The organism is Corynebacterium sp. SA-MJD20WY100, from assembly GCF_039822565.1.
In the GTDB taxonomy this organism is placed as follows: domain Bacteria; phylum Actinomycetota; class Actinomycetes; order Mycobacteriales; family Mycobacteriaceae; genus Corynebacterium; species Corynebacterium phoceense_A.
This window is the reverse complement of the sequence record NZ_JBCJKS010000003.1, coordinates 95492-116399: the sequence shown is the minus strand read 5'-3', so window position 1 is coordinate 116399 and position 20908 is coordinate 95492. Positions and strand designations below refer to the sequence as shown.

Annotated in this window: 16 protein-coding genes; 7 read left to right on the top strand and 9 right to left on the bottom strand. The window is 64.1% G+C overall.

What is annotated here, in order from left to right:
* Window position 1: 1 nt before the first annotated feature.
* From narJ to ABJ196_RS02700, 4 genes are read right to left on the bottom strand one after another with little or no spacing between them, the layout of a single operon-like run.
* Window positions 2-808 carry a nitrate reductase molybdenum cofactor assembly chaperone gene (gene narJ, locus ABJ196_RS02715; RefSeq protein WP_347305115.1) on the bottom strand — a complete coding sequence of 269 codons (807 nt, stop codon included), beginning with the start codon at window positions 806-808 and terminating at the stop codon, window positions 2-4.
* On the bottom strand, window positions 809-2404 hold the full coding sequence (narH, locus tag ABJ196_RS02710) for a nitrate reductase subunit beta (protein WP_347305114.1): 1596 nt from the start codon (window positions 2402-2404) through the stop codon (window positions 809-811). It lies immediately after the preceding gene.
* Window positions 2404-6141 carry a nitrate reductase subunit alpha gene (locus ABJ196_RS02705; protein WP_347305113.1) on the bottom strand — a complete coding sequence of 1246 codons (3738 nt, stop codon included), beginning with the start codon at window positions 6139-6141 and terminating at the stop codon, window positions 2404-2406. The genes narH and ABJ196_RS02705 overlap by 1 nt, the downstream gene beginning before the upstream one ends.
* 27 nt (window positions 6142-6168) lie before the next feature.
* A complete protein-coding gene (locus ABJ196_RS02700) occupies window positions 6169-7494 on the bottom strand; it encodes an MFS transporter (RefSeq protein WP_347305112.1) in 1326 nt (441 codons plus the stop codon).
* Between the two features lie 235 nt (window positions 7495-7729).
* On the opposite strand from ABJ196_RS02700, the gene ABJ196_RS02695 reads away from it, so the two are divergent.
* Window positions 7730-8206, top strand: a complete 477-nt coding sequence (locus tag ABJ196_RS02695; RefSeq protein ID WP_347305111.1) for a molybdopterin-binding protein — start codon at window positions 7730-7732, stop codon at window positions 8204-8206.
* 15 nt (window positions 8207-8221) lie between these two features.
* Here ABJ196_RS02695 and ABJ196_RS02690 read toward each other — a convergent pair whose 3' ends face one another.
* The 5 genes from ABJ196_RS02690 to ABJ196_RS02670 form a co-directional block, all read right to left on the bottom strand.
* Window positions 8222-8788: an NTP transferase domain-containing protein gene (locus ABJ196_RS02690; RefSeq protein ID WP_347305110.1), complete on the bottom strand. Its 567-nt coding sequence runs from the start codon at window positions 8786-8788 to the stop codon at window positions 8222-8224.
* Window positions 8788-9288, bottom strand: a complete 501-nt coding sequence (gene moaC, locus ABJ196_RS02685) for a cyclic pyranopterin monophosphate synthase MoaC (protein WP_070539596.1) — start codon at window positions 9286-9288, stop codon at window positions 8788-8790. The genes ABJ196_RS02690 and moaC overlap by 1 nt, the downstream gene beginning before the upstream one ends.
* Window positions 9289-9318: 30 nt before the next feature.
* On the bottom strand, window positions 9319-10545 hold the full coding sequence (locus ABJ196_RS02680) for a molybdopterin molybdotransferase MoeA (protein ID WP_347305109.1): 1227 nt from the start codon (window positions 10543-10545) through the stop codon (window positions 9319-9321).
* Between the two features lie 11 nt (window positions 10546-10556).
* Window positions 10557-11675 (bottom strand): GTP 3',8-cyclase MoaA, encoded by a 1119-nt coding sequence (gene moaA, locus ABJ196_RS02675; protein ID WP_347305108.1) that lies wholly within the window; start codon window positions 11673-11675, stop codon window positions 10557-10559.
* A 229-nt stretch (window positions 11676-11904) separates the two neighbouring features.
* Entirely contained in the window at window positions 11905-13677 is a 1773-nt protein-coding gene (locus ABJ196_RS02670) for a long-chain fatty-acid--CoA ligase (protein WP_347305107.1), read from the bottom strand.
* 358 nt (window positions 13678-14035) lie between these two features.
* On the opposite strand from ABJ196_RS02670, the gene rho reads away from it, so the two are divergent.
* The 6 genes from rho to ABJ196_RS02640 all read left to right on the top strand — a co-directional run bounded on the left by rho (window position 14036) and on the right by ABJ196_RS02640 (window position 20549).
* Window positions 14036-16069: a transcription termination factor Rho gene (gene rho / locus ABJ196_RS02665; RefSeq protein ID WP_347305106.1), complete on the top strand. Its 2034-nt coding sequence runs from the start codon at window positions 14036-14038 to the stop codon at window positions 16067-16069.
* Window positions 16069-17145, top strand: a complete 1077-nt coding sequence (gene prfA / locus ABJ196_RS02660) for a peptide chain release factor 1 (protein ID WP_347305105.1) — start codon at window positions 16069-16071, stop codon at window positions 17143-17145. Before rho ends, prfA begins: the two co-directional genes overlap by 1 nt.
* A gap of 3 nt (window positions 17146-17148) precedes the next feature.
* Entirely contained in the window at window positions 17149-18003 is an 855-nt protein-coding gene (prmC, locus tag ABJ196_RS02655; protein ID WP_347305104.1) for a peptide chain release factor N(5)-glutamine methyltransferase, read from the top strand.
* Window positions 18004-18076: 73 nt separating this feature from the next.
* Window positions 18077-18739, top strand: a complete 663-nt coding sequence (locus ABJ196_RS02650; protein ID WP_257054831.1) for an L-threonylcarbamoyladenylate synthase — start codon at window positions 18077-18079, stop codon at window positions 18737-18739.
* A 93-nt stretch (window positions 18740-18832) separates the two neighbouring features.
* The gene (locus ABJ196_RS02645; RefSeq protein ID WP_257054833.1) at window positions 18833-20008 is read left to right on the top strand and encodes an MraY family glycosyltransferase; all 1176 of its coding nucleotides are present in this window, start codon (window positions 18833-18835) and stop codon (window positions 20006-20008) included.
* A gap of 115 nt (window positions 20009-20123) precedes the next feature.
* Window positions 20124-20549, top strand: a complete 426-nt coding sequence (locus ABJ196_RS02640; RefSeq protein WP_257054921.1) for a hypothetical protein — start codon at window positions 20124-20126, stop codon at window positions 20547-20549.
* Window positions 20550-20908 lie beyond the last annotated feature (359 nt).

Sequence of the window (20908 nt, the reverse complement as noted above, 5' to 3'; positions counted from 1 at the left end):
CTTAATGAATGTCGGGTTGAGCGGTGGGGAAGGGAAGATCGGCGATACCCACCATCTCAGCGGGCGGGCCGGTTCGGATAAGGTCAACGTATTTCTGCGCGGTCTCCTCGTCGACGTCGGGCAGGGCCTTGCATAGCGCGACGATGAGGTGCGAATACGGAGAGCCAAGCTGCTCCAGCGCGGCGCGGAGCACCTCGATGCCTTCACGATAGCTGGCGAGCATCTCCACCGCGCGGGCATGCGGCTCGCCCTCGGTGTAGGCGAGTGCCTCGAGCATGACGCAGAGGTGGTCTGGCATCTCATCGGAGTCGAGCTCAAAGCCCAAAGACGTGAGCTGCTCACCGATGGACAGGATGGCCATGCCGCGCTGGCGCGTATCGCCCACCGCGTAGTAGGTGAGGAAGAGCGAGCAACGGCGGCGCTGATCGAAGGTCTCGACGTAGTGCTCCTCGAGCCCACGCAGGCCGGTCGAGCGCGCCCAGTCCGCAAAGGACATGAAGTCCGTCGCAATCGTCATGGGCAGCTCACCGAGCTGCTCCTGGACGATGTCGAGGCGCTCGAGGTAATCCTCGCCCGGGTAACGCAGCAGCACGGAGGCGGCCATGGCGACGATGCGCCGCTGGTCGTCGGTAACCGCGACGGGCGCGACGAGCGTTGCTGGCACCTTACCGGTATGCGTGCGCACGGTGCGCTTGACGTCGGCGGCGCCGCCCATGCTGCCGATGCCGGCGGGCGTGCCGAAGCCCGCGGGGGCATCGTCAGGCTGGGGCACCGGCATGCGCGCGGCGAGCTTTTCGAAGATACCCATTTAGCGCTCCGGGAACATGGAGTCCGGGCGGTCGCCCGTCCAGCTGAGCAAGGAGACCTTGCCTCCCGATGCCGCCGCACCCTCGGTGTGGCAGGCTTCCGGAGCGCCCATGCCGAGGTCATGGAAGACATCGTCGCTGGCGCGGGACGGGTCGACGTTGCCGAAGGGATCGAGCGAGGCGATGCCGCGCGGGGTCTCCGGGGACGCAGTCGGGATGACGTAGCGGTCATCGTACTTAGCGATAGACAGCAGACGGTACATGGAGAGCATGTCTTCGCCGGTCATGCCGACGGCCTGTGCGATCTCTTCCTGCGGTTCGTTGCCCAGGTTGATATCACGCATGTAGGAACGCATGGCGACGAGGCGGCGCAGGGACTTCTCGACGGGCACCGTGTCGCCGGCCGTGAACAGGCCTGCGAGGTACTCGAGCGGGATGCGCATATTCGACAAGGCGGAGAAGAGGATCTTGTGGTCCTCGCCGTCGTTGCCGGACTTGGTCACCTGGTCGACGATGGGGGACAGTGGCGGGATGTACCAGACCATGGGCAGCGTGCGGTACTCCGGGTGGAGCGGCAGTGCCAGACCGTACTTGAAGATGAGGTCGTAGATGGGCGAGTTCTGCGCGGCATCGATCCAGGAGTGTGGGATGCCCGCAGCCTGGGCGGCCTTGACGACCTCCGGGTCGTGCGGGTCGAGCATGATGGACTTCTGTGCCTCGAAGAGGTCCTTCTCGTCCGGGACGGATGCGGCCTCGGCGACGCGGTCAGCGTCGTAGAGGATGACGCCGAGGTAGCGCAGGCGGCCCACGCAGGTCTCGGAGCAGACGGTCGGCTGGCCGACCTCAAGGCGCGGGTAGCAGAGAGTACATTTCTCAGCCTTGCCGGTCTTGTGGTTGAAGTAAACCTTCTTGTAGGGGCAGCCGGAGACGCACATACGCCAGCCGCGGCACTGGTCCTGGTCAACGAGGACGATGCCGTCCTCGGCGCGCTTGTACATGGCGCCGGACGGGCAGGAGGACACGCAGGTGGGGTTCATGCAGTGCTCGCAGATGCGCGGCAGGTAGAACATGAACGAATCCTCGATCTCCTTCTTCACGGAGAGATTCATCTTGTGCAGCGTGGGGTCTGCGTCCATCGTGGTGGTGGAGCCGCCGAGGTTATCGTCCCAGTTGGAGGACCACTCAATCTTGTTGATCTCGCGGCCGTCGATCTGGGAGACCGGCTTGGCGGTGGGCTGGGTCTTCTGCCCGGCCTTGGCCCCCATGAGGTCTTCGTACTGGTAGCTCCACGGCTCGTAGTAGTCCTGGATGGTGGGCAGGTTCGGGTTGTGGAAGATGGTGGCCAGCTTCTTCAAGCGTCCGCCTGCCTTGGGCTTGAGCTTGCCGGAAGAGGTGAGCTCCCAGCCGCCCTTCCACTTCTCCTGGTCCTCCCAGGTGCGCGGGTAGCCCAGACCCGGACGGGTCTCGACGTTGTTGAACCAGATGTACTCGGTGCCTTCGCGGTTGGTCCATGCCTGCTTACAGGTGACTGAACACGTGTGGCAACCGATGCACTTGTCCAGGTTCATAATCATGGAGATTTGTGCCATGACCTTCATTAGTACGTAACCTCCTGGGAACGACGGCGCACGCGCGTGACCTCGTCACGGTTGTTGCCGGTTGGGCCGATGTAGTTGAAGTGATAGGTGAGCTGGCCGTAGCCGCCGGCGATGTGGACCGGCTTGATGGAAATACGCGTGAGCGAGTTGTGCGTGCCGCCGCGGCGGCCGGTGTGCTCGTTGAGCGGCGTACCCACTGTGCGCTCCTGGGCGTGGTTCATAATCATCGTGCCCTCCGGGATGCGGTGGGAGACGATGGCGCGGGCGGAGACGACGCCGTTGCGGTTGTAGACCTCAACCCACTCGTTGTCGGCGACGCCGATCTTGGCCGCGTCCTTATCAGACATCCACACGACCTGGCCGCCGCGGGAGATGGACAGCACGTGCAGGTTATCGAAGTACTGCGAGTGGATGGACCATTTGTTGTGCGTGGTGAGGTAACGCACGGTTACCTCGGCCTCCCCGCGGTCGTTGGTCAGCTGCTGGCCAGGCTCGAACTCGCCGTGCATGCGCAGGTGGTCGAGCGGCGGACGGAAGACGGGCAGTGACTCGCCGTAGTCCATGAACCAGTCGTGGTCGATGTAGTAGTGCATGCGGCCGGTAATCGTGTGCCACGGCTTGTCGAACTCGACGTTGATACTAAACGCCGTGTAGCGACGGCCATTGCGCTTATCCGCGGTCCACTCCGGGGAGGTGATGATCTCGGTGGGGCGCTCCTTGATGGAATCCCACGTGATGCGCACATCCTCGTCAGCGGTGCCGAGCGGGGTGAGGTCCTTGCCGGTACGCGACGAGAGGAACTCGAAGCCCTGCTTGGCGAGCTCGCCGTTGGAGACGCCGGATAGGTGCAGGATGGCGTCGATGACCTTGGTGTCCTTCGTGAGATCCACGAGCTCGCCCATGGAGGTCTTCTCGGTGCCGCAGATGAGCTTAAGCTCTTCGACCTGTTTTTCCACGTTGAATTTCGTGCCGTGGACGCCGGTGCCGGCCTTGGCCGACAGCGGGCCCAAGTGGGTCCACTTCTCGTAGATCTTCGTGTAGTCGCGCTCGATGGTGGCGATCTTCGGCATGGTCAGCCCCGGGACGAGGCCGACTTCCTTGATATCGGGGACGATTCCGCGGGCCATGCCCATCTCATCCGGGGTGTCGTGGTGGCTCGGCTGTGTGACCACGTCGGTTTGCGTGCCCAGCCACTTCACGGCCATCGCGGACAGCGAGGCAGCGAGGTCACGGAAGACCTCGAAGTCCGTGCGTGCCTCCCACGGCGGGTTAATCGCCGCGTTGAAGGAGTGCAGGTACGGGTGCATATCCGTCGAGGACATGTCGTGCTTCTCATACCAGGTGGCGGCTGGGAGTACGATGTCGGAGACGAGCGTCGTGGACGTGTTGCGGAAGTCCGTGGTCAGCATGAGGTCGAGCTTGCCCTCAGGCGCGTCGTCGACCCAGGTGATGGACTTCGGGCGCTCCTCCGGGGAGAGCTCGGCCGCGGTGGCGTCCGAGTCCACGCCCAGCAGATGGCGCAGGAAGAATTCCGTGCCCTTGGCGGAAGAACCCAGCAGGTTCGTGCGCCAGTTGAGCAGGATGCGCGGCCAGTTTTCCTTGGCCGACGGGTTGTTGTAGGAGAACTCGAGGTCGCCGGATTCCAGCTGGTTGACAACGTAGTCCTTGATGTCCTGGCCAGCGGCCTTGGCCTCGTCCGCGAGGAGCAGCGAGTTCTTGTTGAACTGCGGGTAGGAGGGCATCCAGCCGCGGTTCATGGCCTCGACCATGGTGTCGGCGGCCATCTTGTCTTCGATGGAGCCGTGGCTAGCTAGCGGCGAGCCCAGGTGCGAGGCGTGCGAGTTGTCGTAGCGGTACTGCTCCGTGGCGAAGTAGTAGAAGCCGGTGGAAATCATGTGGCGCGGCGGACGCTGCCAGTCCGTGCCCATGGCCCACTGCGTCCAACCGTTGACGGCGCGCAGCTTCTCCTGGCCCACGTAGTGAGCCCAGCCGCCGCCGTTAACACCCTGCGTGCCACACATGGAGGTCAGCGCCAGGAACGTGCGGTAAATGGTGTCGGCGTGGAAGTAGTGGTTGACGCCGGCGCCCATGATGATCTGGGAGCGGCCCTGCGAGTCCGCGGCGTTCTGCGCGAACTCGCGGCCGATGCGGATGCAGGTCTCAGCGGCGACGCCGGTGAGCTCCTCCTGCCAGGCTGGGGTGCCGACCTCAGAGGCATCGTAGAAGTCTTTGGGCCAGGAACCCGGGAGATTGAGCTCTTCGCGGTTGACGCCATAGTGGGCGAGCAACACGTCGAAGACGGTGGTCACGAGCTGACCGTCGACCTCGCGGACCGGGACGCCACGGTGGACAATGCCTGCGCCGATCGGCTTATCGGTGCCCACATCGCTCGGGTCAGCATCGAGGTCGAAGCGCGGGAAGAGCACCTCGGCGGTGGAGTAGGAGTCGGTCTCCGCGATGGACATGACCGGATCGGCGTTGTCCAGCGACAGGTTCCACTTGGAGGATTCCATGTCCCAGCGGTCTGCCATCGTGCCGCCGGGGTCGACGACCTTGCCGTCTTCTTCCATGACGAGCGTGCGGTAGGCGGCATTGGGGGAGCCGTTGAGGGAGGCATCGGAAAGCTGGGCTGCAGTGAGGAACTTGCCTGGGGTGTACGTGCCATCCCCGCGGTCCTCGAGAGTGAGGAGGAACGGTGAGTCCGTGAACTTACGCATGTAGTTCATGAAGTACGGTTCCTGGCGGTCAACGTGGAACTTCTTTAAGATGACGTGGCCCATGGCGAACGCGAGCGCCGCGTCGGTGCCCGGGTTGATCTGCGCCCACTCGTCGGCGAACTTCGTGTTATCTGCGAAGTCCGGGGAGACGACAACGACCTTGGTGCCGCGGTAGCGGGACTCGACCATGAAGTGGGAGTCCGGCGTACGGGTCACCGGAATGTTGGAGCCCCACATCATGAGGTAGGACGAGTTGTACCAGTCGCCCGACTCTGGGACGTCCGTCTGGTCGCCGAAGGTCTGCGGGGAGGCCGGCGGAAGGTCGGCGTACCAGTCATAGAAGGAGAGTGCTACGCCGCCGATGTGCTGGAGGAAGCGCGAGCCGGCGCCGTAGGAGACCTGCGACATGGCCGGAATAACGGTGAAGCCGAAGATGCGGTCGGGGCCGTGCTCACGAATGGTGTAGACGTGTGCCGCGGCGGCCATCTCGATGGCCTCCTCGTAGGTGATGCGGATGAGTCCGCCCTTGCCGCGCTGCGAGATATAGGCCGCGCGCTTGTCCGGGTCTTCCTGGATGGCGCGCCAGGCGAGGACCGGGTCTCCGGTCTTCTTCTTTTCCTCGCGGTACATGTCGACGAGCACGCCACGGGCGTACGGGTAGCGCACGCGGGTGGGCGAGTAGGTGTACCAGGAGAAGGAGGCACCACGCGGGCAGCCGCGCGGTTCGTATTCCGGCATGTCATTGCCGGTGGTGGGGTAGTCCACTGCCTGGGACTCCCAGGTGATGACGCCGTCTTTGACATAGACCTTCCACGAGCAGGAACCGGTGCAGTTCACGCCGTGCGTAGAACGGACCATCTTGTCGAAGGCCCAGCGGTTGCGGTAGAAGACATCAGCCTGGCGGCCGCCCTGGAGAAACAGCTGCTGGCCGGAGGCGCTGGCCTCGCCGTGACGCAGGTAGGCGCCCAGCTTGAACAGCGGGTTGAGTTTGCCATTCTGGGGCTCAACGTGAGTAGTCATGGGGGTAAATACTCCTAGAAAGTTGGTTTAACCGGGGAACGGAGCGTTGGGGCGGGCGTAGTAGATCCACACGAGCGCCGTGGTGATGATGAAGTAGACCACGCAGCCCCAGAAGAACGCAGCTGCAGGCATGGCGGACAGCAGCACGCCCACGACGAACGGGCCGAAGGCACCAATGGCGCCGGTCCAGCCGATGACGCCGCCAGCCTGGCGGGCCGGGAGGATCATGGGCATCTGCTTGAAGGTGCCGGCGTTAGCGAGACCCGTGAAGAAGAACATGATGAGCATGCAGGTGAGGAACCACTTGAACTCGCTCGGGTCGCTCGGGTTGAGGAAGAGTGCAGAGGCTGCGGTGAAGACCGTCATGCCGAGGCAGCCGATGAAAGTCCAGATGGCACCGCCGAACTTATCGCACAGCGGGCCCCACAGTGCGCGGACGAGTGCGCCGATGAGTGGGCCGAGGAAGGCGTAGGTCGCGCCCTTAGGCAGGTTCTCGAAGGTGCCTGCGAAGGAGGAGTTGGCGCCGTAGATGTTGTTGATGAGCAGTGCCATCTGGGCCGCGAAGCCGGAGAAAGCACCGAAGGACATGAGGTAGACGACGGTGAGGATCCACGTGTTCTTATTGCCGAAGATGTCGATCTGCTGGCGGAAGTTGGCCTTGATCGGCACGTCCTTGAGCATGGTCCATGCGAGAATGGCTCCGATGAGGGCCCACGGCACGAGGAAGATAGCCGGGTTATGCACGAAGATATCGCCCTCATCCGTGCGCTGCGGCGCCACGAAGCCGATGCCCAGAAGCGTAAAGCCCATAAGCCACGGCGCGACGAGCTGAATGAAGGAGATACCGAAGTTACCGATACCGGCCTGGATGCCCAGCGCCGTGCCCGACATGCGCTTGGGGAAGAAGTAGCCGGTGGACGGCATAAAACCGGAGAAGACGCCGCCGCCGACGCCGGAGAGGAAGGCCAGCACCATGAACCACCAGAACGAAGTCGAGGTGTTCTGCACGGCGAAGAACCAGCCGAGCATCGGGATGATAAACAGCAGGGAGGACAGCGTCACGAGCTTGCGCGTGCCGATGATCGGCGGCAGGAACATGAACAGCAGTCGAAACAGGCCGCAGGCGAGGCCCGAAATGGAGGTGAGCCAGTACAGCTGGCTCTTCGACAGATCGAAGCCGATCTGGTTGAGCATTGGCGCGATGGCGGATACCAAGTACCACGTGGCGAAGCCGATGATGAGGATAAAAGTGGAGATCCAAAGGGTCTTCCACGCGATCTTGGAATCCCAGTGGTCTGGATCTTCCGGGTTCCACCCTTGAATGGTAGAACCGGAGGTATCGAGAGCAGTCATTATTTTCCTTGCCATATCTCGTAGAAAAGGGCTCCTCTCCAATTTATCGTGGTTTATGCTGGAGCATGACCTTTTTCACGGGTTCTTCCGTGTTTAATTACGGCATGAAAATGTTGCGAAAATAATTCACTCGCGCCCGGTGCAGGTTAACTTGAAGAAGGTCACCCTAAGTTTTGTTTACGTTTGAATGTGTTGAATTTGTCACACATTGTGTACGGAATTGAAGGAGTCAGATATGACGCCCACCACGGCCGCCATCATCGTTACCGCCGACAGGATTCTCAGCGGCGAAAAGCCCAATACGGCGGGTGAACTCGCGGCGTCGCTTATGGTAGATGCGGGCTTCGAAGTGGGCTCCCACGTCGTGATCGCGGAAGGCTACGCCCGTGTTGCGGAGGCGCTGCGTGCCGAGGTGCGCGCTGGCACGCACGTCATCGTCGTCATCGGCGGCACAGGCGTAGGCACCACGAATTACACGCCAGAAGTCACCGCGGAGTTCGTCACCGCGCGGCTTACCGGCCTGGAGACCCAAGTCTTGCTCAAGGGCCTGGAGTCCTCGCACAAGGCGGGTCTCTCGCGTGGAATCATCGGCATGACGGATCGCGGCGGCGGATCGCTCATCATCAACTCGGCGTCCTCGCGCGGCGCGGTCGCTGACACGCTTGGTGTGATGCTGCCACTCGTGGGGGATATCTTCCGAGACGCCTGTTAGGCCTTCAGCCTTCGACTAAGTTGAGGCGCGGGCAGCCCAGGCACACAATTCGGAGGGGGTGTCGTAGTCGACTTCGGCACCGGTGCCGGGCACGCGGACAAGGGCGCCGGGGGCGGCGCGCAGGAGACGGCGAGCGGATGTATTGTGCGGCGAACCTAGCCCCGCCAGCGCGGTCGCAAGCGCGTCCGCGTTCCACAGCGCGATGAGCGGCTGGATGCGTGAGCCGGTCGTGGCGACGGCTGCCGGTGCCCCCTGTGCGGCGTCGAGGGCCGCTACCAGGCGGGGAAGCATGCGCGGGGAATCGGGCGCATCGACGGAGAGCACCGCGACCCGCGGGGTGTCGAGCGTGTGGAAGCCGGTGGCGATGCCGGCGGCGGGACCGCCAAAGAGCGGAGACTCGCAGACTTGCGGCAGACCCAGCGGGTACGGCGAGACCACGGCGGTGGGCGTGCCGTAGGGCAGCGCGGCGAGCACATGGTCGATAAGGCGCGCGCCACGCGCGGTGACGGAGCCTTTATCCACGCCGCCCATGCGTGTGCCGCGTCCGCCGGCGAGGACGATGACTCCGGTTGTGGAGCGCATTACTCAGCGGCCGGGATTTCGGCGAGCTCCGGCAGCTCGCGGGACCAATCGCCGGAGCGGCCGCCGGACTTGGCGACGATGCCGGTGCGGCGAATGTAGGCGGCGCGGTCGACGCCCTTGACCATGTCGATGACGGCGAGCGCCGCGACGGAGACGGCGGTGAGTGCTTCCATCTCTACGCCTGTGCGGTCTGCGGTGCGCACGGTGGCTTCAATGAAGACGCAGTCCTCGCGCAGCTCAAGGTCGACCGCGGCGCCGTGGACGCCGATGGTGTGGGCGAGGGGGAGGAGCTCCGGAACCTTTTTCGCCGCGGCGATGCCGGCCACGCGGGCGACGGCGAGGACGTCGCCCTTGGGCACCGTGCCGTCGCGCAGCGCGGCGAGGACCTCCGGCGAGCAGTAGACCTCGCCGCGGGCGGTGGCCGTGCGCACGGTGGGCTTCTTCTCTGTGACGTCGACCATGTAGGCGGCGCCGGCGTCGTTGAGGTGCGTGAACTTCATAAAGGCTCCAATCAGTGGGAAATCCGGGGGTTAGTAAAGGTAGACGTCGACGGGTGCGCCGTCTGGGAGTGTGGACTCGAGGACGGCGTAGCCGTGCGTGCCCGCGAGCGAGCCGACGAGGTGACTGCCCACGTGGCGGCCGCTAAAAGGCGTGGCGCGCGGCGGCGAGACCGTGAAGTCCAGGCGCACTGGCACTATGAGGACGCGGTCGCGTACGCGCGGGAATTCAGTGTCGGGCTGGGCGACAACGCACGGGGCGGGCGCGTCGGGCAGACCGCGCAGGCGCCGCAGGACCGGCGCACCGTAGAGATGGAAGGACACGAAAGCCGCCACGGGATTGCCCGGGAAGGAAAGTACGGGCACGCCACGCCACGTCGAGGCGCCCTGCGGCGCGCCGGGTTTCTGGCAGACCTCGCCGAACCAGGCGTCAGGCGAGGCTCCGAGGACCTCGTGAACAACGTCGAAGGCACCGGCGGACACGCCACCGGAGGTGATGATGAGATCGACCCCGGCAGCGGCGAGCGAATCGAGCTCCGCCGCGAGCGCCTCGGGTGAGTCCACGACGTGACGGTGCGTGACCTCACTGGCGCCAGCAACGCGGGCGAGCTCAGCGAGCATGGGGCCATTGGAATTGGGAAGCGCCCCAGCCGGGAGCGAGGAGAGCGCCGCGGCGTCGGTCGCCGTGAGCAGCTCGGAGCCGGACGTCACGACGGCGACGGCCGGCGCCGGGTAGGCAGAAACCGAGGCGACGCCTGCCGACACGAGCGCGGCGAGGGTGGGCGCATCCGCAGGCGTGCCAGCAGTCGCCGCGGGGTGGCCGGGCTGGAGGCTATCGCCCGCGCGCCGGATATGCGAGCGCTCGCCCAGCCTAAAAACAGTGACCGACTCTGGTAGCGGGTGCGGGCCGGACGGAATGTTGGTGTCCTCGACCGGGATGACGGCAAGTCCGGAAGGATCTCCGGTGGGTGCGCCCGTCATAATGCGCACGGCGTGGCCAACAGGCACGGGCAGCGGCGCGGAGCCCGCGGGGACATCGCCTGCGACGGGCAGCGTCCACGGGCCTTCACCCGTGAGATCGGCACGGCGGACGAGGAAGCCATCCATCGCCGAGTTATCGAAAGGCGGGATGGGGAAACGCGCAGGAGCGTCAGCAGCGAGAACGCGGCCAGGCAGCTCCGCGAGTGGCGTGTCGACGGGCGTGGCCGGATGTGCTAGCGCGAGGACGCGCGCGCGGTGCGCAGCGATGGTAACGGACATAGACGTTTAGGTTAGCCGCCAATGGCGGACATAGGACGATCTGGTTGCAAGAAGCCTTCGTCGTTGACGCCGTGGCCCGGCAGTTTGGCCCACATCTCGCCGGCCCAGGCGGTCATGAGCTCCTCGTCGGTGGCACCCGCACGCATGAGGTCGCGCAGGGACGTCTCCGAGTTGCCGAAGAGACAGTTGCGCACCGCGCCATCCGTGGTAAGCCGCGTGCGGTCGCAGTCGCCGCAGAAAGGATGCGTCACCGAGGCGATGATGCCGATCGTGCCGTGGAGGGTGCCATCGTGGGAGGTCACCTCCCACAGCTCGGCCGGGGCGGAGCCGCGCGGCTCGCGGGCCGGAGTAAGTTCCAAGTCTTCGCGCAGGTAATCGAGGATTTGGTCCGCCGTGACGAGCTGGTCGCGGCGCCACTTCTCGCGCGGACCCAGCGGCATCTGTTCGATGAAGCGCAGCTGCGCGCCGTGCTCGAGGCAGAAGCGGGCGAGCGGGACGATGCCGTCCTCATTAACGCCCGGCATGACCACGGCGTTGACTTTGACGGGGTGAAGACCCGCTGCGCTCGCGGCAGCGATGGCCTTGAAGACATCCTTGATACGGTCGCGGCGGGTGAGCTGCGCGTAGAGCTCGCGGTCAATGGTGTCGAGCGAGATGTTCACGCGGTCGAGGCCCGCCGCCTTGAGCGCTTCAATGCGGCGGTGGAGGCCTAGGCCGTTGGTGGTGAGCGCAATGGTGGGCGCGACACCTTCGTCAGTGCGCAGCTGCTTGGTTGCCGCGATGATTTTCTCCAGGGACTTGCGCAGTAGCGGCTCGCCGCCGGTAAAACGCACCTGGCGAATACCGAGGCGCTCGACGCCCAAGCGGATGAGACGGATGGTCTCCTCGTCGGAGAGGGTGTGTTCCGTGGGCATCCAATCGAGGCCCTCGGCGGGCATGCAGTACGTGCAGCGCAGATTGCAGCGGTCAGTGAGGGAGACGCGCAGGTCGCGCGCGACGCGGCCGTAGCGGTCGATGAGCGCGCGCGAACCGTCCGCATGAGCTGCGGGCATATCCGCGGGTGGCGTGGGAGCGCCGCCGATGCGCGGCAGCGGAAGCGCGACGCGGGTGAGTTGAGACGGGGAAGTCATAGGGTTTCCACCATAGCTTGGACGTGGGCACAGTATAAACAATATAACGCGGGTTTGTTCGTGTTTATTCCCCGGGTGTGTCGAGCTGCCGAGAGTAGTGCTGACCTACCGAGAGTGCTCTCCCGCACTGATGGGATTGGGCGGACACGGCGGCGCAGCTCCTCGACGAGGAGGCCAACGGCGAGGGGATGTCCTTATCCAAGCACTCTACGGCGTGGGGCCGGCTGGCCTAGAATTCCTCCGCTTCGAACTCATCGAACTCGGGACGGTGGGTCTCGCCCGGACCGGAGAGGCGAATGATGTTGTACTCGCCTTCAGCCAGGTGCATGCGCAGGTCCTTCTTATCGAATTTATCCACGGAGGTCTTATCGATGGACTTCACGAAGGTCCAGTATTCCGGCAGCATCCAGCTGGGTAACTCCTTGCGCATCGCGTCGCGCAGGGACTCGGCCGTCTCAATGGTGGGGGAAGTCTGCGGGTCGAGCACGGTGACGGCGAGCGGGCGTTCGCCCCACTGCTTATCCGGGTAGCCGATGACGGCGGCCTCGATAACGCGCGGATCAGACATGATGAGGTTTTCCAGCTGGACCGAGTAGATCCACTCGCCGCCGGAGCGAATGACGTCGCGGGCGCGGTCCTCGATGGTGAGGAAGCCGTCGTGTGTGACGGAGCCGACGTCGCCGGTGCGCAGCCAGCCATCTGCGGTGAACTTGGAGGCGGCATTCTCCACAGCCTTGCCACGGAACTCGCTGGCCGAACCACCCGAAGAAGCCGTGGGTGAGTCGTAGTAGGACGCCGTGACGAGGTTGCCCCGCACCTGAATCTCGCCGGAGTTGCGGTCCGTCTTGGGCACGACTTGGCCGTCGTTGACCACGCGATACTGCAACGAGGCGGGAATGCGCCCCTGGGAGATGCGGTAGGCCCAGCGCGCCGGGCCGTTGACGCCCTGCGGTGGGCGGGCTACGGAGCCCACGGTGGAGGTTTCCACCATTCCCCACACGTGGATGACGTCCACGCCGTAGCGTTCCTCCCAGACTTTGATGAGCTGCGGCGGCACCGGCGAGCCGCCCGCGTAGATCTCGGTGAGCGACATGCGCTCCGGCGGGTTTTGCATGTAGTGGACGATGAGCTGGAGCCAAATAGTGGGTGCGCCATGCGCCACGCGCGGGTGGGTCGCAGCGATGAGCTTGGACAACGTGGGCGCCGAGACGTCCGAATCTGGAAGCACCAACGGGGTGCCCGTCATAAACGCTGCAAAGGGTACGCCCCAGCTGAGCACGTGATAGATGGGGATGCAGCACAAGAAGGTCTCGCCGTGCGTGACGCACAGCGAATCCGAGGAACGCAGCTGCATGGCCTCCAAGTAAATGGAGCGGTGGGAGTATACCACGCCCTTGGGCGCGCCGGTCGTACCCGTGGAGTAGCACAGTGCCGCCGCAGTGCGCTCGTCGAGCTCCGGCCAGCGGTAGCGCGAGGACTTTCCGTCGAGGAGCTGCTCGTAGGAGTACGTTGCGACGCTGCGGGGCATGTGGAGGGCGGCATCGGCAAGCCCGACCGAGCCAGTAAAGACCACGGACTCGACCTCTGGCGCGCCGCTTAAGATGCGACCCAGCTGCACGGCCAAGCGCGGGTCCGCGACAACGACCTTCGCCTGCGAGTGGTTGATGATGTGGCGAATCTGGTCATTCATGAGCTGTTTATTCAGCGGCACGAAGACCGCGCCTTTACACGCTGTGCCGAAAAGAATCTCCAGGTGCTCCGCGCAATTCCACATGAGCGTGGCCACGCGCTCGTCGCCCGTAACCCCCAGGTCTTCGTGCAACGCATGCGCCCACGCCGCCGCGCGCGCTCCGATATCGGCAAACGTTGCGACCTCTTGTGGCTCCTCGCCCGCGGCCGCGTCCCTACGCCACGTGGTCACCGGGGTGGCCCCGTGGACCGTGGACCCGTAGTCCAAGATGCGTGAGATATTCAGCGGCACGTCCTGCATCGTCGAAAGCATGCCCTTTATGGTAGCCGCACACCTGCCACGCGCGGGTGCCTATTGCGACATGGGGCGAAAGGTGATCTATACTGGGTGGCGACTGTGCGGATTGTGACGGTCGCCCCCTTTGACGTGCTGTACTCGACGTGCTCGGCTCAAAGACTCGTGGCGCCGCTGTCCCCGCGAATTTCATTCCACCAGTCACCCGATTTCTACTCATGGCCGCGTGTGTCTTCACTCACGGGTAACGCGTTTCGCACCGTGATTGCGTCCATGGGGATTCATAGACATTGTTTGAAGATGGCTCCCTGGGCCTTATCGCACGTGCGTGCGCGGCGATCCCACCCATGGTCCGGGGAGAAACGAAAGGATATCCGTGAGCACTACGGACACCACCGCAGCCGCTGACCTTGCGTCGATGAAGCTGCCGGAACTGCGCAAGCTCGCCGCCGAGCGCGGCCTCAAGGGCATTTCGGGCCTGCGCAAGGGGGAACTCATCGAGGCGTTGACCACGGGCACCGCGCCGAAGCGCGCTAAGGCAGCCAAGGCTGCCGATGCCCCCGCGACCTCCACGCCCAAGCGCAACGTCCTGGGCGGCGACAGCCCGCGCCGCGTCCCGCGCAAGGCTGCCGCCGAAAACACCGCTGCTGACACCACTGCTGCCTCTGGAGCCACAGAAATGGCCGCTGAGCAGGAGCCGCAGGAGCAGGCCAACCAGGGTGAGAAGCAGGACGACGGCGATAACCGCACCTACGAGTCCCGCTCTCAGGCCCGCCGCGCCCGCCGCAATCGTGCGCGCCGCGAGGCCCGCAACGAACAGGGGGAGAACGGTGCGCAGGATGATGACTCGAAGAAGTCCCTGCGCGAGCGCAGCCGCGTCGGCGACGACGAGGCTGCACAGGACTCCTCTGCCGACTCCAGCGCGGGCGACAACGCTGAGCGTTCTTCCGAAGACCAGCACAACCACGACGAGCAGCGTGGCCGCGGCAACCGCCGCGGCCGTCACAGCGACCGCAACAATGATCGCGGTAACGACCGAAATAACGATCGTGACGAGAAGAACGACAACGACGGCCAGAACGACAAGAACGGCCGCAACCGCCGCAATAACGACGACGAGGGCAATGGCCGCCGCGGTCGCCGCGGACGTCGCAATCGCCGCAATCGCGGTGGCAACGACGGCCAGGGTGGCAACAATCACGGCGGCAACGGCGATCTGCAGGTCCGCGAGGGCGACGAGCTGCAGGCCGTGGGCGGCATTCTTGAGGTCGTTGACAACAACGTGGCCTTCCTGCGCACGACCGGCTACCACGCCGCGGGCAGCGACGTCTTCGTCAACAACAACCTGGTGCGCCGCCTGGGCCTGCGCTCCGGCGACGCCGTGACCGGCCAGGTCAAGGTCGGTGCCGGTACCAAGACGCTGGGCAACGGCCGCAACCGCCGTAAGTACAACCAGCTCGTGCAAGTCGACTCCGTCAACGGTCTCGACCCGCAGACGGCGAAGGAACGCCCAGAGTTCGGCAAGCTCACGCCGCTCTACCCGAACCAGCGCCTGCGCCTGGAGACGGATCCCAAGATCCTCACCACGCGCGTCATCGACCTCATTATGCCGATCGGTAAGGGACAGCGTGCGCTCATCGTCTCCCCGCCGAAGGCCGGTAAGACGACCATTTTGCAGAACATCGCGAACGCGATTTCCACGAATAACCCGGAGTGCTACCTCATGGTCGTCCTCGTCGACGAGCGTCCTGAGGAAGTCACGGACATGCAGCGCAGCGTCAAGGGCGAGGTCATTGCCTCGACCTTCGACCGTCCGCCGTCAGAGCACACCGCCGTCGCGGAGCTGGCCATCGAGCGCGCCAAGCGCCTCGTGGAGCAGGGCAAGGACGTCGTTGTTCTCCTCGACTCCATTACCCGCCTGGGCCGCGCGTACAACAACTCGTCCCCGGCCTCGGGCCGCATCCTTTCCGGTGGTGTGGACTCCAACGCGCTCTACCCGCCGAAGCGCTTCCTGGGTGCTGCGCGCAACATCGAAAACGGCGGCTCGCTCACCATCATCGCCACCGCGATGGTGGAGACCGGCTCCACGGGTGACACGGTCATCTTCGAGGAGTTCAAGGGCACCGGTAACGCGGAGCTCAAGCTGGACCGCGCGATTTCCGAGCGCCGCATCTTCCCGGCCGTCGACGTTAACCCGTCTGGCACCCGTAAGGACGAGCTCCTGCTCGTCCCAGAGGAGGCGCGGATCATGACGAAGCTGCGTCGCATCCTCTCTGGCCTCGACTCGTTCGCGGCCATTGACCTGCTTATCAAGCAGCTCAAGAAGACCAAATCGAATGGCGAGTTCCTCATGCAGATCGCCAGCTCCGCGCCCATGGTCGCGGACAAGGATGTGGAGGATTACGTCTAATGGCTAGCCAAGTTTCCCTCGTTGACGACATCGTCTCCGAGTACCAAGGCATCGAAATGCAGATGGCTGACCCTGAGGTGGCCGGTGATCAGAAGATGTTCCGCAAGCTGTCCAAGCGCTATGCGGAGCTGCGTCCCATCGTGAGCATCAACGATGAGCTCGTCCAGGCTCGCGAGGATCTCGCGGACGCCAAGGAGATGGCCTACGAGGACCACGACTTCCAGGCGGAGGTCGACCGCCTCGAGCCGCTCGTGGTCGAGCTCGAAGAAAAGCTCGCTGACTTGCTCGCGCCCCGCGACGAGCACGATGGCGACGACATCATTATGGAGATCAAGGCTGGCGCCGGTGGCGAAGAGGCTGCCCTCTTCGCTGGCGACCTGGCCCGCATGTATGAGCGCTTCGCCGATAAGGCCGGCTTCGCGTGGGAGGTCCTCGGCCTCAACGAATCCGACCTGGGCGGCGTGAAGGACATGTCCATCTCCTTCAAGTCCAAGACCCCGTCGCGCGACGGCGCCTGGTCCGTCTTCAAATTCGAGGGCGGCGTACACCGCGTCCAGCGCGTGCCGGTTACCGAATCCCAGGGCCGCATCCAGACCTCCGCGGCCGGCGTGCTCGTCTACCCGGAGCCGGACGAGATCGAGTCTGTCAGCATCGACGAGAAGGATATCCGCGTCGACGTCTACCGTTCTTCCGGTAAGGGCGGCCAGGGTGTTAACACGACCGACTCGGCCGTGCGTATCACCCACCTGCCCACCGGCCTGGTTGTGACCTGTCAGAAGGAACGCTCCCAGATCCAGAACAAGGCGCGTGCCCTGCAGGTTCTGCAGGCCCGACTAGACCAGATGGAGCGCGAGGCCCGCGAGGCCGAGGCCGGCGAACAGCGCGCTTCCCAGGTGCGCACCATGGACCGTTCCGAGCGCATCCGCACCTACAACTGGCCGGAGAACCGCATCACGGACCACCGCATTGGCTACAAGGCCAATAATCTGGACCACGTGTTGAACGGCGACATGCAGGATCTCATCACGGCCCTGCAGGCCCAGGAGCGCGCCGAGCGCCTCGAGGCCGAGGACTAAACGGTGCCCCACACCTACGGACAGGCGCTTCGCAGTGCTGCGGAGCGCCTTCGCGCGTCTGGCGTGCCCAGCCCCGAGTGGGACGCGAGACTTATGGTCGCGTATCTCATTCACACCGGACACATGGATATTCCTCTCCATGAGAAACCCATGCCCGGCTTCGACGTCGCCTATGAGGCACTCGTCTCCCGCCGTGAACGCCGCGAGCCGCTCCAGCACGTCCTTGGCATCGCCTGGTTCGGACCCCTGGAACTCGAGGTCGGCCCCGGTGTGTTCATCCCGCGTCCAGAGACCGAGGTCCTCGCGGAGTGGGCGGTGCGCTCGCTCCGCACCGCGCGCGCAGCGAGCGGGACGCCGCTGGTGGTGGACTTGTGCACCGGCTCCGGAGCCTTGGCGGCGTATATCGCGCACGAGGTCCCGAACACCCGGGTTTATGCCGTCGAGCTTTCCGATGCCGCCTTCTCCTACGCCCAGCGCAACCTCGCCGACTCCGGCGTGACGCTCATCCAAGGCGATGTCACAGATCCCGAAATTCTGGCGGAGCTTAATGGTAGCGTCGACCTCCTTGTGACGAACCCGCCCTATGTCCCGGAGACCGATGACCTGGAGCCGGAGGTCTACGCCGACCCGCACGAGGCGGTCTTCTCCGGTGCAGACGGCATGACGCTCATTCGACAGATGGTGCCGACGGTCTCCCGCTTGCTGAAACCGTGCGGCCGCGTGGGCATCGAACACGACGATACGACCAGTTCCTTGGTGCAGGCCGCGCTGCATGAGGCCGGGGGATTTACAGCAATTCAACCCCTCACGGATCTTACGGGCACACCACGCTTCGTGACCGCCCTACGAGACGAGTAAGCTAGTCCGGGTTAAAAGGAACGCACCTCATTAACCGTTCCCACACACCATCAAGGCTGGAGAATCCTTAGACATGCAAGGAAAGATTTATAGCTGCGCCGATGAGGCCACCCGTGCCGAGGGCATCGCTGAAGCCGTCAAGGCCGCGAAGTCCGGGCGCCTGGTCGTCATGCCGACGGATACCCTCTACGGCATCGGCTGCGATGCCTTCGACAACGACGCCGTCGCGAGCCTGCTCGCTGCGAAACACCGCGGCCCGGATATGCCGGTGCCGGTGCTCGTCGGTTCCTGGGATACGTACAAGGGGCTCGTCGCGTCGATTACGGACACCATGCAGCTGCTCGTCGAGGCATTCTGGCCGGGCGGACTGTCCATCGTCGTCCCGCAGGCTCCCAGCCTGCCGTGGAACCTGGGCGATACCCGCGGCACCGTGATGCTGCGCATGCCCTTGCAGCCCGTCGCTATCGAGCTGCTCCGCGAGGTCGGTCCTATGGCCGTTTCCTCTGCCAACATCTCGGGACACACTCCGCCGACCACGGCCATTGCCGCCAAGCAGCAGCTGGGTAAGGCCGTGTCGGTGTACCTTGACGGGGGAGAGGCCGCCATCGGCAAGCCGTCGACCATCGTCGACCTGTCCCAGGCGCACCCGTACCTCCTGCGCGAAGGCGCGATTTCTGCCGAGCAGATTTCTGAGGTCATCGGTGTTCCTGTGGAGACATTGCGCACGCGTCCGTAACTTACCGTCCGCGACTAACCGTATAGAACTGATACTGCCCGGCGCCGATTTCCCCGTGGAGTAGAGCGCGACATGACGAAGGAAGAAGGATAGATGGCTGGAACCGGCGTACCGCTGCGTGAGCTCGGTCTTGTGCTGCTCGTCGCCGCCGCCATCACGTACTTGTGCACCGGCGTGGTGCGCTCGTTGCTTGTCCGCACCGGACGCGTGGCGGAGATCCGCCAGCGCGACGCCCACTCGCAACCCACCCCGCAGCTGGGCGGTGTGGCAATGTTTACCGGTTTCATCGCGGCCATCTTTCTTGCCCAACAGCTTCCAGCCTTGACGCGCGGGTTCATGCCCGTCACCCCGGAGATGACCGCGGTCCTCTGGTCGGCCGCCGCCATTGTCCTGGTCGGCATCCTCGATGACCTCTACGAACTGTCTGCCATGGTCAAGCTCGTGGGACAGGTGGTCGCCGCCGGCGTCATGAGTGTGCTGGGACTGAGCTGGACTCTCTTCTTCATCCCGGCAGGCGATGGAACGACCATCGTCCTCGACCAAGTCCAGTCCACACTCTTTACTGTGTTCATTACGGTGTTGCTCATCAACGCGATCAACTTCGTCGATGGCCTGGATGGGCTGGCTGCGGGCCTGGGCATGATCGCAGGGGCCGCAATCCTCATCTTCTCCTTGACCGTCCTGCATGACCAAGGCGGCGCGGTCTCGGCGTACCCGCCGGCCATCATAGCGGCGGCACTCGTGGGCATTTGTGCCGGAATCCTCCCGCACAACTTTGAGCCTTCCCGCATCTTCATGGGAGATACCGGCGCCATGCTCATCGGCCTGCTGCTCGCCGCTGCGTCGACCTCGGCCTCGGGCAAGATCAACATGTCGCTCTATGGCGGCGTGGACATGGTGGCTCTCATGAGCCCCTTAATCGTGGTGGCGGCCGCAGTGTTTGTGCCCGTGCTCGACCTCGTGTGGGCCGTCGTACGCCGCGTCTCGCACGGCAAATCCCCGTTCGCAGCGGACAAGCTCCATATCCACCACCGTCTGCTCTCCCTGGGACACACACATCGCCGAACGGTGCTCGTGCTCTACATGTGGGTCTCTGCTGTGGCTTTTGGCGCAGTGAGTTTTTCTATCGTGCCGCCGGCGGCGGCAGTGACGTTTACCATCGTCGCGCTGGTCCTTGCTTTCGTTGCGACCCTCATTCCGCTGCGGCAAGGCAAGATCGGCCGAAAGCGTCGACCGACAACGGTCGTGGAGCACGTCCATCCGGCCTAAGTGACTTAAGCATTGGGGGAGTGCGAAGGGTGCGGTATTATCGTCTCCCGTGTCTGAATCCACCGCTTCCCACAACGACAACTCCGCCGACAACTCCGCGGCCAATTCCGCGCAGCTGCCTCCGCTCAACAGCGTTGAAGGCATTGATGACCCGCGCCGCCCGCTTCAGCGTGCCGTAAGCTTTGGCTGGAAAGGCCTTGTAGCTATCACGATTGTGTCGCTCGCTATCTGGGGCGGCGTAGCTGGGTTGCCGGGTATCTGGGGAGTGCTCATTGGAGCGGCCATCGGCGGCGCGTTCGTCTTGATGACGGCGGCTTCGGTGCTTTTTACCTCCAACACAACGCCGAATACGACCCTTGCTGTCGTATTCGGTGGCTGGTTGCTCAAGCTTGTGCTCTTGATTATCGTCATGGCGCTTATTCGTGATCTCGAGTTCTACCATCACGTGGCTTTGTTTATCACCGTGGTCGCCGTCCTCGTGGTCGTCCTGGCCTCCGAGGTGTGGGGAGTCATGACTTCGCAGATGTCGAACGTCTTCTAAAACTTAGCTCAGCACTGGTCCACGCCCGTCCCCGAAGAAGTGGGGGCGGGCATTCGGTGTTGATACGTGGTGTGAGAGTTTAATACCCCGGTTAGGGGCGGGTTCAATAATTGCAGCTACCCCCATTTACTGCGGGATCCTCTCCTTTGTGACGTATCTTACTTATGCCAGGTGAGCAGGGTAAATCGCGTGCTCAGTGGCACGGGTTTTAGATAAAAGTCGGTACGCGTTGTCAGGCGAAACAAAAGCGCGCCCCCGCGGGCGAAAACCCCTTACCAACCTGATATTATTTACCGCGGGTTACCGCAGATTCGACATTTTCACCGCATAACCTGCGAGGATGACGGATCTTGGTTGGT

Excerpts from the sequence above, each read along its gene's own strand:
- narJ (WP_347305115.1), bottom strand. The coding sequence starts at position 808 with ATGGGTATCTTCGAAAAGCTCGCCGCGCGCATGCCGGTGCCCCAGCCT.
- narH (WP_347305114.1), bottom strand. The coding sequence starts at position 2,404 with ATGAAGGTCATGGCACAAATCTCCATGATTATGAACCTGGACAAGTGC.
- ABJ196_RS02705 (WP_347305113.1), bottom strand. The coding sequence starts at position 6,141 with ATGACTACTCACGTTGAGCCCCAGAATGGCAAACTCAACCCGCTGTTC.
- ABJ196_RS02700 (WP_347305112.1), bottom strand. The coding sequence starts at position 7,494 with ATGACTGCTCTCGATACCTCCGGTTCTACCATTCAAGGGTGGAACCCG.
- ABJ196_RS02695 (WP_347305111.1), top strand. The coding sequence starts at position 7,730 with ATGACGCCCACCACGGCCGCCATCATCGTTACCGCCGACAGGATTCTC.
- ABJ196_RS02690 (WP_347305110.1), bottom strand. The coding sequence starts at position 8,788 with ATGCGCTCCACAACCGGAGTCATCGTCCTCGCCGGCGGACGCGGCACA.
- moaC (WP_070539596.1), bottom strand. The coding sequence starts at position 9,288 with ATGAAGTTCACGCACCTCAACGACGCCGGCGCCGCCTACATGGTCGAC.
- ABJ196_RS02680 (WP_347305109.1), bottom strand. The coding sequence starts at position 10,545 with ATGTCCGTTACCATCGCTGCGCACCGCGCGCGCGTCCTCGCGCTAGCA.
- moaA (WP_347305108.1), bottom strand. The coding sequence starts at position 11,675 with ATGACTTCCCCGTCTCAACTCACCCGCGTCGCGCTTCCGCTGCCGCGC.
- ABJ196_RS02670 (WP_347305107.1), bottom strand. The coding sequence starts at position 13,677 with ATGCTTTCGACGATGCAGGACGTGCCGCTGAATATCTCACGCATCTTG.
- prfA (WP_347305105.1), top strand. The coding sequence starts at position 16,069 with ATGGCTAGCCAAGTTTCCCTCGTTGACGACATCGTCTCCGAGTACCAA.
- ABJ196_RS02650 (WP_257054831.1), top strand. The coding sequence starts at position 18,077 with ATGCAAGGAAAGATTTATAGCTGCGCCGATGAGGCCACCCGTGCCGAG.
- ABJ196_RS02645 (WP_257054833.1), top strand. The coding sequence starts at position 18,833 with ATGGCTGGAACCGGCGTACCGCTGCGTGAGCTCGGTCTTGTGCTGCTC.